At 44.1% G+C, this 13,995-nt stretch carries 8 protein-coding genes; all 8 read left to right on the forward strand.

Features of this window, described 5'->3' with window-relative positions; genetic code table 11:
* Positions 1-51: 51 nt before the first annotated feature.
* On the forward strand, positions 52-993 hold the full coding sequence (locus ACJJJA_RS05695) for a sulfotransferase domain-containing protein (protein ID WP_444888154.1): 942 nt from the start codon (positions 52-54) through the stop codon (positions 991-993).
* Positions 994-1,100: 107 nt separating this feature from the next.
* Entirely contained in the window at positions 1,101-3,305 is a 2,205-nt protein-coding gene (locus ACJJJA_RS05700; RefSeq protein ID WP_444903979.1) for a glycosyltransferase family 2 protein, read from the forward strand.
* 706 nt (positions 3,306-4,011) lie between these two features.
* A complete protein-coding gene (locus tag ACJJJA_RS05705) occupies positions 4,012-5,784 on the forward strand; it encodes an SLC13 family permease (protein ID WP_444903980.1) in 1,773 nt (590 codons plus the stop codon).
* A gap of 34 nt (positions 5,785-5,818) precedes the next feature.
* Positions 5,819-6,739 carry a glycosyltransferase gene (locus tag ACJJJA_RS05710; protein WP_444903981.1) on the forward strand — a complete coding sequence of 307 codons (921 nt, stop codon included), beginning with the start codon at positions 5,819-5,821 and terminating at the stop codon, positions 6,737-6,739.
* A 29-nt stretch (positions 6,740-6,768) separates the two neighbouring features.
* Positions 6,769-8,781, forward strand: coding sequence for a capsule polysaccharide biogenesis protein (locus tag ACJJJA_RS05715; RefSeq protein WP_444903982.1), 2,013 nt, complete (start codon positions 6,769-6,771; stop codon positions 8,779-8,781).
* A 136-nt stretch (positions 8,782-8,917) separates the two neighbouring features.
* Positions 8,918-9,988 carry a phytanoyl-CoA dioxygenase family protein gene (locus ACJJJA_RS05720; protein ID WP_444903983.1) on the forward strand — a complete coding sequence of 357 codons (1,071 nt, stop codon included), beginning with the start codon at positions 8,918-8,920 and terminating at the stop codon, positions 9,986-9,988.
* A gap of 690 nt (positions 9,989-10,678) precedes the next feature.
* Positions 10,679-11,932, forward strand: a complete 1,254-nt coding sequence (locus tag ACJJJA_RS05725; protein WP_444903984.1) for a capsule polysaccharide biogenesis protein — start codon at positions 10,679-10,681, stop codon at positions 11,930-11,932.
* Positions 11,933-12,153: 221 nt separating this feature from the next.
* Positions 12,154-13,923: a DEAD/DEAH box helicase gene (locus ACJJJA_RS05730; protein WP_444903985.1), complete on the forward strand. Its 1,770-nt coding sequence runs from the start codon at positions 12,154-12,156 to the stop codon at positions 13,921-13,923.
* Positions 13,924-13,995 lie beyond the last annotated feature (72 nt).

Below are 13,995 nucleotides of genomic sequence, written 5' to 3' on the forward strand. Positions count from 1 at the left end.
CCTCTTGGCTATATTTATATTCATGATAAAAGATACGTGTGAATAGTTTGTATGCGAATTCTAATTTACGGCTTGAGTAAGTCGGGTACCACGTTCTTGCATACGATAATAAAAAATTCTATGGAGGAATATCTTAGAGAAAATGTTCAAGAAGTTTTTGAGCCATTTGACATTCAAATGAAAGCTGGTGTAATACAGTATGTAAAGGAAGGCATAAGTAAAACTGTTAAATCTCACGAAAATGAAATTGTAAAAACCTTACTAGATTCTGGAATAACGCCTAAACAGATATTAGCTCATCAAAATTTTTATGATAAAAAAATTTTTATTGTTAGAGATCCTCGTGATAGGTTTATTAGTCAGATACTCTATAGATGGCACTGGGCACATCGACCAGATAAAGTTAAATTTGAGCGAACCCTCAGGTTAGTCAGATATAAGGAACTCAATCCAAAAGATATTCCTGCTACCTTTTTGTTTAATCAGAATCCAAATTTCTACCCAGTTTTTTCAGGAAAAATGTCTGATACCTATTTGAGAGCTTTAAGGTTTCTCAAAAGGGCAAGCAAGGATTGGCTCATCCTCAAGTATGAGGATCTTATCGATGGGAATGTTGAAAAATTACAAGATTATCTCTCTTTTCCAATTTTAAAGAATATTTCTGTTGATGAAAATCATAAAGGAGTTGTTAGAAGTAAAGCTTATGGAAATTGGAGGAAGTGGTATACCGATGAAGATGTAGTTTTTTTTAAGCCAATTTTTAAGAGGTATATGCATTATCTGAAATATGACTTTTCAGATTGGCAATTAGAGTATCCTGAGTCGCTTCCTAAGGAGCATGGTTCTGAATACATGCTAAAAATATCTTCTAAAGAAAAATCTATGTTAATCAATACTTTGAACAGCCTTGGGAATACCTCTGGGAATGGAATGTTTAGCTCTGAATTTAGGGCGCTTTTTTCCAAGATTTATAGGGCCGTCAAGTTAAAATAATACTTTTATATTAATTTCTTGACCAAATAATTTTAAGATTTGATTTCTTTGGAGCTGCGACGCTGTGATAACCAGTATGAAAATAATGGGGACTTATGGAGTTGTATATGAAGACTAAGTGCTCAGGAATATCCGTTCCACATTTAACTAGATACGACTTACGTCCTCTACTGCGCCCGCTTCAAGGGCTGCACGCAGGGGTTGATATAGATGGTTATGTTATAAAAAAAACGAGTGATATTCAATCTAAATTTGCTGTTGATAGTAAGTACTTTTCACGTGGTTGGTATATGGTGGAAGTTTTATTAGAGTCTGATCAAAGCTATTTGGATGCTGCTTTTATCCTGCAGCACAATGGCGGGAGGAAATCACAACACCTCCGCTTACCTATTCGTAGTGGTCGTTTATCAAAGCGTCTGCTCTGGTTTGCTAGAGGAGGGGAAGAATTACAATTTTCTCCTGCACAAAGTGAATGTTATTTAAAAATTCATCATTTAATTCTGGTTCGTGTATCTTTACTTTTCGCACGTGACAGAATGCGTTCGCGCTTAAAGCGCCGTCATTTACGAGTACCATTCAGGTTGGCCAATCGATGGGCTAATTATGATGCGACATTTAGACCTTCAGGTGGACGCGTATCCTATCGAGATTGGGTTAAAAAGATTGAACCTACTTTTTGGCCAAAGACACTTACATCCTGTAATAGTGTAAAATTTATACTATTAATGCCGATTGAAAATTCTGATTCCTTGGAGAATGTAAGATGCACAATCAGTTCAGTATTGGCTCAAGACTATAAATTGTGGCAAATTTTGCTTATGCCTTTAGGCGTTATTGGCAAAACCGTTTTAAATAATCTGAATGATTTCGTTAGTGCTGATAATAGAATCACTTTGATTGATAGATCTATATATGAATCGGTATATCCATCTTTATTTTACTCAGATACCTATCAGTTACTATGTCCTCCACGAGCTCTACTTGCATCCAAAACACTTACCTGTTTACTGCATGTTTTAAAGATGAAGCCTCATGCGAAGGTTATCTATGCAGATGAGGATTTACTTAATGAGGCAGGAAAAAGATGTTTGCCTGATTTTAAACCAGCTTGGAATCCAGATCTTTTCTTTTCTAGGAATTATATCGGTGAGTTTATTCTTTTTGCTCCTGCTTTGTTGGATTCTGCTGAAATTTATGATTTTTTTTCAAGTCAGGCTTGGGATTACTTATTTTTTCTTAAGGCACTACGAAAGCTAAAAGACCCTCAACGGGAAATTGTTCATATTCCCAGAGTACTTTTCCATAGGTTAAAAGGAATTGCCAGCACAACCTATTTGCCAAGCTGTCAACAAGTTTTAAAGAGTTATTTTAATGATATAGGATGTAGGGAAGTTAAAGTTAGAGTAGCCGATAATCATAGAGTGCTCCGAGTACTCTGGCCTTTACAAAAAGAGGAGCCATTGGTTTCACTCTTGATCCCTACACGAGATATGCTACCGATACTACGTCAATGTATCTCAAGTATTTTAGAAAGAACGACGTATAGAAATTATGAAATAATTATTCTGGATAATCAAAGTATTAATCCTGAAACATTAAGATATTTATCTTCTCTAAAAAAATATTCCAATATCACAGTGCTTCGGTACGACGCTCCTTTTAATTACTCAGCAATCAATAATTTTGGTGTGCAAAATTCTCGAGGCGCGATTATAGGCCTAATTAACAATGATATTGAAGTGATATCACCCGACTGGTTGAATGAAATGGTCACTCATGCTCTCAGGACAGATATAGGTTGTGTTGGCGCCAAACTGTATTATGGCGATGGCCGTATTCAACACGCCGGTGTTGTTGTTGGTCTAGGTAGATTAGCAGGTCATGCCCATAAGTTTTATCATCGCAACGAAGAGGGTTATATGAATCGTTTGATGTGTACACAAAATTTTTCTGCTGTTACAGCGGCTTGTTTAGTGGTCCGTAAGAGTATTTATGAATCTGTTGGGGGGCTAGATGAGGAACATTTTGAGGTGGCCTTTAATGATGTCGATTTCTGTTTGAAGGTTAAGGAAGCTGGTTATCGCAATCTATGGACACCTTGGGCAGAAATGTATCATCATGAATCCATCAGTCGCGGTATTGATAATACTCCAGAGAAACGGGCTCGATTTGATCGTGAGGCAATGAGTTTGAAGACACGGTGGTCTACAGATGAGGGAAAAGACCCTTACTACAGTCCATTTTTGACTCACACTAGAGAGGATTTTTCTCTAGGCCTTAATGAGAGAACAAAAGCCCCTTTGTGGCGTTGAGTAATCAAATCAGTCGACAAATGTCAGGGGTATTGTTTGCTCGGTTGATGGTCTTTCAAAACGGCAATATTAATTCTGACTATAGCATTTGAGTAGCTATTCAGGATGCTAAGCGCTCCAGTTTAGGAGTACGAAAAAAAGCTGAAAGACAGCTCGATGAGGGTTAAACTAAAATTTAGGATTTGTTTTAAGCTTCTAAGTCTTTTGTAGATGTAATATCAGTTTGCCCTATATCTCAGGTTGACCGAATATGCCGGCTCTATAGAGCTGACCCCCTAAATCCCTCGATCGCGAGATGATTAAGTTCCCAGCTATCAATAAGATTTCGTATATACGATAGTATATAGATTAATAGCTGATACTCCCTATCATACAGCCGCTTTCATACTCATTGCCAAATTTCATATGAGGCTTTAATGAGTGTTCACGGGCGAAATCAATTTATCCTATGATGACCCTCTGGGTTGGTATATTGCTTTATGTGGTTATGTTTTAACCAGATTGTAACTTTCGCGGTGAGAATCATGTTTGCGGTATTGAGAACCGGCTCCCTCATTAGTCTCTCTAAGGAGTTCTCTGAAAAACATGACCGTATGAACTCCTTTGATAGAAGAGCTGAGTTAATCTTGAGGATGGGAGAAAAGCTAATCGTTGGGTGTTGGCAACAGATTTAGTATAGTTTGCCTTTGCCAAAGATATCTATCAGGTGAAGTATCTACCTAGGTTACCAGAGCGACACTCCAACTTTATGACTTTCTCCCAATTCTTTGTAGCCGGCACTTTCGTTCTAGTTATCTTTACTTTGATTTTTAGTCGCGTTCGTCCCTCTCTGGTTTTTGCCTCTGCTGCTACTGTATGTTTTTTGACCGGCTTGGTTCCTGTCGAGTCGGTTCTACAAAAAGCAGTTAATCCCGGCCTGGTGACATTGGTCGTGTTACTACTAATCTCTATTGGCTTGGAGAAAGCACGCTGGCTCAGGGCGATCTCTGATGGATTGATCGGTGGGAGGTTGAAATCCAGCTTACTAAGACTTACTAGTGCTACAGCCTTGAGTTCTGCTTTTTTAAATAATACAGCTATTGTCGCGGCGTTGGCATCCAGCGTTAAGGCTCAGAAGCGCCACCCCTCAGGTAAGCTGCTGTTGCCGTTATCTTATGCGGCTATTCTCGGTGGTACGCTGACACTGATAGGTACCTCCACAAACTTGATTGTGAATAGCTTTGTTCTGGATAGGGGGGAAGCGTCACTGGACTTTTTTGCTTTCCTACCTATTGGTAGTGCTGCGGTTGTGGTCGGGCTGGTAGTATTGTTTCTGTGCAATCGTCTTCTCCCCGAAGGAGGCGCTGTAGAGGAGGAGGCGGCTCAGTATTTGTTGGAGGCTGAAGTCACTCCCGCTTCACCGTTGGATGGTCGTAGTGTCGAGCAAAATAATTTGCGCCAACTCGAAACACTTTACCTAATCGAGATTGTCCGTGGAGGGCAGAGTATTAGCCCTGTGGCCCCCACCGAACTTATTCGTAGTGGTGACAAGCTGATTTTTAGTGGTGATGTACGTGACATACAAAGGCTCCAGGCTATAGAGGGGCTGCATTTGTTTGCATTGGATGATGATACTCTGCATATGGACCTGACAGAGGTCGTTCTAACTCCCAATTCCAGTATTGTCGGTGAAACCTTAAAAAGTTGTCAGTTTCGAACTCGTTTCGATGCAGCCGTGGTGGCAATGCGCCGAGGCGGTGATCGCCTGTCCGGAAAGCTTGGTGAGATTGAGCTTCAACCTGGAGATGCCTTACTTTTGGCGGTAGGACAGGATTTTAAGCACCATCGTAATATTGATAAGAACTTCTATGTAATCAGTGGTACTGATGTACAGCGCCAACTAACTTCTAGGGACAGCTGGTTACTGGGGCTGGGGTTCGCGAGTGTTGTGGCAGGATCAGCTCTGGGGTTTTTTTCACTACTAAAAGGCTTGGTGGTATTGCTAGGTTTTATGGTGATATTGAACATCGTTACTACCACTGAACTACAGCGGCGCTTTCCATTCCAGATCTGGATCATTATTGCCAGTGCGTTAGTCTTAGCAGAAGCTTTCTCCGGTAGTGGACTGGCAGATAGTCTTGCTCTGTCAATGCGAGATTCACTCCAGGGGGCCGGGCCATTTGTTGGGGTTATTGGTATTTTTTTGTTAACTCTGTTGTTAACCGAATTGATGACCAATAATGCTGCAGCGGCGCTCACATTTCCATTAGCCTGGAGTTTAGCCGATAGCTTTGGCGTTAGTTGGATGCCGTTTGTGATGGCTGTAGCCTATGGGGCCAGTGCAAGCTTCCTGACACCTTTTGGCTATCAAACTAATTTAATTGTACAAAACTTGGGTGGTTACCATTTACGTGACTTCTTACGTGCAGGCTTACCCCTCACAATTGCCTATTCAATTACAGTTTTGATACTACTGCCAATCATATTTCCTTTTAAGTGATGACCCTATATTTACCTGAACTATTGGAGTATGAATGGAAGTAGTCAGCCGTTGGATCGTTGTAGAGGAGGGGCCTAATCCCTCGACCGATTACTTTGTTATTCCCTACTTACGCAAGCTTGGGGTAAATATCAAGCGCTTGAATTTCAATGAGCTTCCTTCTGAAGGTGAGCTCAAAGGGGCGCAGCTCATTTTTGTACGTTATATTTCTCGTTCCTGGCAATCACTGATACAACAGAATTTAAGCAAGTTATCTGGCGTCTCGGTATTTCTTGATGATGATTTGTTGGATTGGTCGGCCTTCGCGAGGATGCCAGTGCGCTATCAGGCCAAAATCCTGCGCTATAGCTGGTCCAAACAGCGTTGGCTAAAGTCTATAGGGGCGAAATTACTGGTCTCAACTTCATTTCTACAGAATAAATATCGGGATTGGTCCCCTGAATTATTGTCGGCAGAGCCACTGGATCTAGATAAAGGACAGCAACTTTCTATTTTCTATCATGGATCAGCGTCCCACTATGAGGACATCAACTGGCTCTATCCAATTATCAAAGAAGTAATGGCAGAAAATCCGGATCTGAGCTTTGAGATTATTGGGGATAAACATGTAAATCGTTTATTTAGTTGTGTACCAAGAGTACGGGTACTGTACCCCATGAAATGGCCTACTTATTTATCCTTGCTACGGAGGCCGGAACGTTCTATAGGCTTAGCTCCTCTCTTGGACAGCCCCTTCAATAGGGCAAGATCCCATACCAAATTTTATGATATTACGCAGGCAGGTGCGGTTGGCATTTATGCGGAGGGGGATATCTACGGTAAGGTGGTTCGACATCAGGAGAATGGAATTCTATTGCCTATGAAGCCATCACTCTGGATAGAAGGCATTTTACAATTGGCAGCTGATGATGCTTTAAGAGGAAAACTGCTGAGTGAGGCAAAAAAATGCCTGTAGTTGGGCACTGCTCTTTAGGGCTTAGCAGAATGCGTACCCTAGAGCGTTTTCTTGGTGCTAAGTGTCAATATGTATTTTCCAGACCTAATAGAAACGTAAGCCAAATGGTGGGCTGGGGGCTCAAGGCTACGTCGATAAAAGCAAAGCGAATAGCCACACGGAATGGGCTTCCTTACTTCTGTATTGAGGATGGTTTTTTACGCTCTCTGGGATTGGGAGTGGAGGGAGCACAAGCGCATAGTTTGGTCATGGACTATAGCGGTATTTATTACGACGCCTCTCGCCCCAGTGATCTTGAGGGCTTGATCAGTGCGAGTGATTTTAGCGTTGAAGAACTCAATAGGGCTGAAAATGGACTTCATCTTCTTCGTACCCACCGTTTGTGCAAATATAACAAATCGGTTGACATCCCTCTGGATTTAGCAGATGAGCGTCCGGCGATCCTGGTGGTAGACCAGACTTATGGTGATATATCAATAACCGCTGGGTTGGCTTCCGAGAGGCACTTCCGGGAAATGCTGCGAAGTGCGATTACTGAAAATCCAGGTGCTGAGATCTGTGTCAAAGTGCATCCTGACGTTATTTCAGGCAGAAAACGTGGTTATTTGCAAGAGCTTGCAAAGCAAGAAGGCTGTAGGATTATTGGACAGGATTTATCTCCATGGTCAATATTTGACCGCGTTGAAAAAGTCTATGTAGTTACCAGTCAGCTGGGTTTTGATGCATTGATCGCAGGTAAGGAAGTGCACTGTTTTGGTGTTCCTTTCTATGCAGGCTGGGGGCTTACAAAGGATCGCCAGCTTGTTAACAGACGCAATGTAAAACGAACACTGGCTGAAATTTTCTGTGCGGCCTATCTTCGCTATTGCCGTTATATCAATCCTTATACGGGTGTTATATGCGAATTTGAAGATACGTTGTCATTGATTTTGGAACAAAAAAGACAGTGGCAACGTTTTCAGGGGACATGGTTAGGAATTGGATTTTCCCCATGGAAACGCAGTTTTATTCCCAATTTTTTGGGGGATAAATCTAGGATTACTTTCTTCAAATCTCTTGATAGGGCTGCAATAACCAGACCTAATACCAATATTTTGGTGTGGGCCAGTAAGGTTACAGATACTTTGGTTGAGCAGTGTCAACAAAATCAATTAAATTTATGGAGAATTGAAGATGGTTTTCTACGCTCAGCGGGTTTGGGTGCTGACCTGGTAAAACCAAGCTCATTGGTGCTGGATGCGTGTGGTATTTATTTTGATGCCCGCTATTCCAGTGATCTGGAAGTGTATCTCAATAGTGCTAGATTGCCATCGGAAAGTTTAATTCAAGCAAAAATATTGCGAGATAATTTAATAAATAAAAGAGTAACTAAATATAACATTGGTCGAGAATTGTCACCTTATGAGCTGGAGATTCCGAGGGGTAAAAAAATTATTCTAATTCCCGGTCAAGTTGAGAGTGATGCTTCCATTGCCACTGGATCGCCACTAATAAAAAGTAACTATGCTTTGTTGAAAGAGGTGAGGACGAGAAATCCTAGTGCCCATATTATCTATAAACCCCACCCAGATGTTGTTGAAGGTGCAAGAGAAGGGGGGATGCCTGTAGGTGCAAAATCCCTTTACGACAGTTTAATTGAAAAAGGTGATATTTCTCTGCTTTTGGATAAAGTGGATGAAGTGCATACCATGAGTTCACTGTGTGGTTTTGAGGCTTTGTTGCGAGAAATCAAAGTGGTAACTTATGGGCTTCCTTTTTATGCTGGTTGGGGACTTACAGAAGATATACTTCTCAGTGCGCCAGTATATGACGCTTTCGATTTTCAGTCTTTTAAACTTCGGCGGCAAAGAGCGTTAAGTTTGGAGCAATTAATCGCTGGTACTCTACTTTTCTATCCTGTATATGTGGATCCGGTGAGCGGTGAATTTATTGATGCAAAAACCAACATTGAGATCTTGCAAAAAAACCGCAAATCTGAACAGTCGGCGAGCTTTTTCTTGCAGATGTTTCGTTGGTATCGGAGTCGATTTTTAAAGTATTAAATTTCAGCTCAATACTTTTTATCTATTGATGCGGCAACAAATATAAGTCGGTTTTGAGTGTTTGATTTTGTTGGGCCTCCCTCTTTTTTGTGGGGGTTAAAACCTGCTTAGAACATATTTTAATTTGGGGAGTGTTATGTGGCGTTCTATGGTTGGGCTAAGCTGGAAAGTACCAAAGTGGATTTTTGAGTTGCTCAGCTGGGGTAAAAGCTTTAAGAATAATCCCCTGCTGGGCAATAGCTTTTTAAATCGCTGTGGGTTACATGTGATCAGAGTTATTCTGGCCCACCTGCTTTTTCGATTTCGTCTTTTACTATTATCTCCTTTGGTCCCCTCAGAAGATCGACGTGAATTCATACGTAATGGTTATTTACTTAAGAAAAATTTTCTTTCTCAGGCTGAGTTTCAGCGCTTGACTAAAGAGTTGATTGAGCTGAAGGCCCCTGTCAGAGAGGTTATTGAGGGAACTACCATTACTCAACGGGTCTTTATGGACTCTACGGAGAGAGCTAAAACACCAAACTTTCAAAGGCTTTATTCCCATAAAGGTTTGGATAGATTGATGCGTTATTGCTCTTCAAAGAATCGACCACCACTCTTTTATATTGAAAATTTATGTAACCATGCGAACGTCACTCCACGTCCAGATCCTCAGCGAGATTTGCATGCAGACACCTTTCATCCATGTGTAAAAGCCTGGTTATACATAGATGATTCTTCAGATACTAATGGCTCATTTGTTTATGTTCCCGGTTCCCACCGGTTGACATGGAAGCGGCTCAAATGGGAATACAGGCAGAGTTTGGAAGCATGCAAGAAAGGAGCCGATCGTGCTCCAGGGCGCTATTGGGATGGCTCATTTCGCGTAAGTGCTCCGGAACTGGCTGAAATGGGTTTTAAAGTGGAGAAGCTATCCGTGCCGAAAAATACGCTTATCATTGGCAATGTTTATGGTTTCCATTGCCGTGGTAGGGCGCTACAAAAGTCACACCGAATGACGGTTTGGATGCAGGCGCGTGATAACCCATTTAACCCCTTGTTCACCCCTTTTCCGAGATCAACCGCGTTGCTATTTGAGTGGATATGGAAGAAGGCGTTGAGGAAGATTGATAGCCGGAAAACAGAGGGAGGAGAACAGAGTAACTATTTTGGTACCTTTAATCGTGCTAAAAGTGTGATGGCTTCCAAAATACTTGAGTCTGAATAATTCTGAGTGCAATCGATTGAAATACATTTTATTTTAAGTTGGGTCTGTAGTGCAGAGAAAAAGTTAGCTCTTGAAAAAGTGAGCGCGCATCAAGTGATTTGAAATATATTAGAGGATTTTAAACCTGCTAGAGACGAACATTGCTAGCGAGTCCCTCGTGTAATAGGCTGTCTTGGCATTATTTTCTTTACTCTCTAGAATAGCCGTCCGTGAAGTACGCCACACTCTTCAAATGAGCAATCTCAGTGAGTCATCTGTTCTGCTATATATAAAGTGAAGGCTACTGGTGTCTATTCCGGTTCCTATAGAGTCTGCTTCCAACCCCATTACTGAAATGAATTTTGAATCTGCATCAATTTAGCAGAGAAGTATTCACAGGCCCGCATCGTTATTTAAGGGGCAAACTTGTCTCTAAAGGTGGCTTTTCAGGCTATCGCCTGATGGATAAATTTGCAGTAATGTATCCTGAAGGCCTGTTTATGCCGCTAAATTAGTGCCTGTACAATCGATGTTCGTTTTTTGTTCAGAAATTCTTGGGCTATTGTATGACCAGCTTTGTGTTTCTTGTTGCGATGTTTATTGGTCTGCTATAGCAGTGGTTTGTATGTGATGAGTTATCGATCGTACCCTTGATGTTTCATTGTTCAGTTTCAATGCCCCTAGTAGGGTGACTCCGGAGTAGGCCTATTCATGTCTGTGGCAGTATTTTTACAGGGACCGCATGGCCCGTTTTTTGCCCAGCTGGCAAAGCGGTTTTCGCAACTCGGTGTTGTTACCCACAAGATCAACTTCAATGGAGGCGATCGCTACTTTGGCTGGGGGAACTACCAAGTAGATTTCACCGGTAGAGAAGCTGACTGGCCATCTTTTTTTCGTCGTTATCTTTCTGAGCATGGCGCTGATACGGTTTTTGCCTATGGTGACTGCCGTAGACTCCATGAGAGCGCAAAGAAAGTATGCCAATCCATGGGCGTCGCCTTTATCGTTTTTGAGGAAGGCTATCTGCGCCCCGATTTTGTCACTATGGAGTGGGGTGGGGTTAATGCTTTTTCCTCAACTGATTGGTCCAGGCAGGCAATAGATCAATATCTACCTAGAGGACGTACCCCGGCGCCTCCCGTTGGTCATACTTTTTGGCGGCGTGCCTACTTCGCATCTGCTTATTACTTGGCTATGCGTTTTGCCCAACCAGAGTTTGCCAGTTATCACCATCACCGGAATCGCAGTTGGTTACAGGAGGGCGTCTGTTGGCTGAGAAGCTTTTATCGTAAGGGGCTCTATAAGTTCAACGAGCGCGGCCTTATCCGCCAGATGACTGGAAAGTACAGTGGCCGTTTTTACCTGTTTCCTCTGCAGACCTGCGATGATTTTCAGTTGCGCAAGCATTCTGACCTGCTCTCGATTGAGAATGCGATAGATGTCGTGTGTAAATCTTTTGCACGAAATGCGCCTGAAGATACGGTCATTGTTTTTAAGCACCATCCGATGGACCGCGGCTTTTGCCACTATCAAAGGCTGATCAGTGTACTGGAAGCGCGTTATCGGATAAGTGGGCGGGTGATTTATTGTCATGATCTGCATTTACCGACCTTGTTGGACCATACAAGGGGTGTGGTAACTATCAACAGTACTGTGGGCATTTCCGCACTGCTTCACAAGGTGCCTACCAAGGTAATGGGGCGGTCCTTATATGATTTGCCGGGTTTGACGCACCAGGGCAGCCTTTCTAGTTTCTGGAAACAGCCAGAGCCGGTAGACATCAATTTTTTCCGGCGTTTTCATACTTATCTGTATGAGCGCACACAGGTGGATGGCAGCTTTTCCCGGGGGCTTAAGTCGACAGTGGACAGGGTTTGTGCCCGCTTGAAGGAAGTTGGTAGAAAAGACTCCATTTTGCCGCTATCAAAGCCTGTCGGCACTAATATCAGGACCGATGCAAAATGAGTGTTCAGTGGTTTTTTAACTAGATTGCGGCCCCTGCCTGGTCTTTTCTCTTCTATCATTCTCCCACTGTGGGGCCGAGATTTCGCAGCTGTTGTGGCTTTCTTCTGATATCTGCTTAAAAAACAGGCTGATCTGGGACGCCTAACCTGTTAGACTGCGCGACCTTTTGACCCACCGCTCCGGTCCCACGACAGGGACTTAGGCTTCAAGTGAATTCCGAAATGACCGATACCCCAAAACCGGCCGGCTTCGACCAGCTGGGCCTGCCGCCTGAAATCCTAACTGCCATCGAAAAACTGGGCTATGAGACCCCCTCTCCGATTCAGGCACAGACAATCCCCTCCCTGTTGGAGAATCGCGATGTGCTGGGCCAGGCCCAGACCGGCACCGGCAAAACAGCTGCTTTTGCACTGCCTTTACTGTCCAAGCTGGATCTGAAAAACCGTCGGCCGCAAGCTTTGGTACTAGCGCCGACTCGTGAATTGGCTATCCAGGTAGCTGAGGCGTGCCAGGCTTATGCTTCTAACCTGAAAGGCTTCCACGTAGCTCCAATTTATGGCGGTGCCGACTATCGTGGACAGATCCAACAATTAAAACGCGGTGTGCAGCTAGTGGTGGGTACCCCTGGCCGAGTGATGGATCATATGCGTCGCGGCTCCCTGGACCTCTCCAATCTGAGTACCTTGGTGCTGGATGAGGCCGATGAAATGTTGCGCATGGGTTTTATTGACGATGTGCAGTGGGTATTGGAACAGATTCCGGAAGAGCGCCAGATCGCGCTGTTCTCCGCCACCATGCCCAAAGAGATCGCTCGGATAGCTCGCGAGCATTTACACGAGCCGGTTGAAGTCAAAATCCGTGTTAAGCAAGAGACTGCGGAGACCATCCGCCAGCGCTACTGGCCCGTGGGCGGTTTGCATAAACTGGATGCCCTGACTCGTATCCTCGAAGCCGAGCCAGTAGATGCCACGATTATTTTCGTACGCACCAAAAACAGCACTGTTGAGCTTGCAGACAAGCTGGCCGCGCGCGGTTTTGCCAGTGCCGCCCTGAATGGCGATATGGCGCAGAACCTGCGCGAGCAGGTAATCGATAAGCTTAAGAACGGCAAGCTCGATATCGTTGTGGCCACTGATGTGGCAGCGCGCGGACTGGATGTGAAGCGTATCAGCCACGTGATCAACTACGACATCCCTTACGATACCGAAGCCTATATTCATCGTATCGGTCGTACCGGCCGCGCCGGTCGTGAAGGGGATGCCATCTTGTTTGTGGCGCCGCGTGAACGCCGTATGCTACGTGTTATTGAGAAGGCTACCAAGAAACCCATTGAGAAGCTGGAGTTACCCAGTGCCGAGATGGTTAACAGTGCCCGTATGCAGCGCTTCCGCGAGCGCATTACCGCAACCCTGGAAGGCCAGACAGACCTGGCACCCTACCGCTTGCTGGTGGAGGAATTCCTCGCCCAGAATGAAGTGGACCCATTGGATGTCGCTGCTGCCTTGGCCTCCATGGCTCAGGGTGACCAGCCGCTGCTGATCAAAGAGCAAGAGTCCAAGCCGCGCAGGGAAAGGGAACGCCGTGAGCGGGACGATGATTTTGAAAGGCGTCGTCGTAAGAAAGACGGTTATGAAAAAGACCGCAAGATGCCAGCACCCGATGAGGGGCTGGAGCGCTACCGTATCGAAGTTGGTCGCGAGCACGGTGTGCGTCCGGGTGGTATCGTTGGTGCCATTGCCAACGAGGTGGATCTGGATAGTTCCTTTATAGGTCGTATTGAGATCTATGGAGACTTCACCACCGTGGACCTTCCGGAAGGTATGCCCAAGGAAATCTTCCAGCATCTGAAGAAGGTACGGGTGGCTGGTAAGCCCATGAAGATTTCCCGTTTCGATGAGTCGGCCGTTAAGGCGAAGGGCAAACCTAAAGGTAAGCCCAAGGGCAAACCCAAGGGCAAGCCCAAGTTCAAACGGGATAATGGCGGGGAGTAATCTTTTCCCAGCGAGTCCCGAGGCATAAAAAACGGCGCTTATAGCGCCGTTTTTTATGCCGCAAATCTAGGG

It is taken from the genome of Microbulbifer mixtoriginis (SeqCode) (assembly GCF_052466865.1).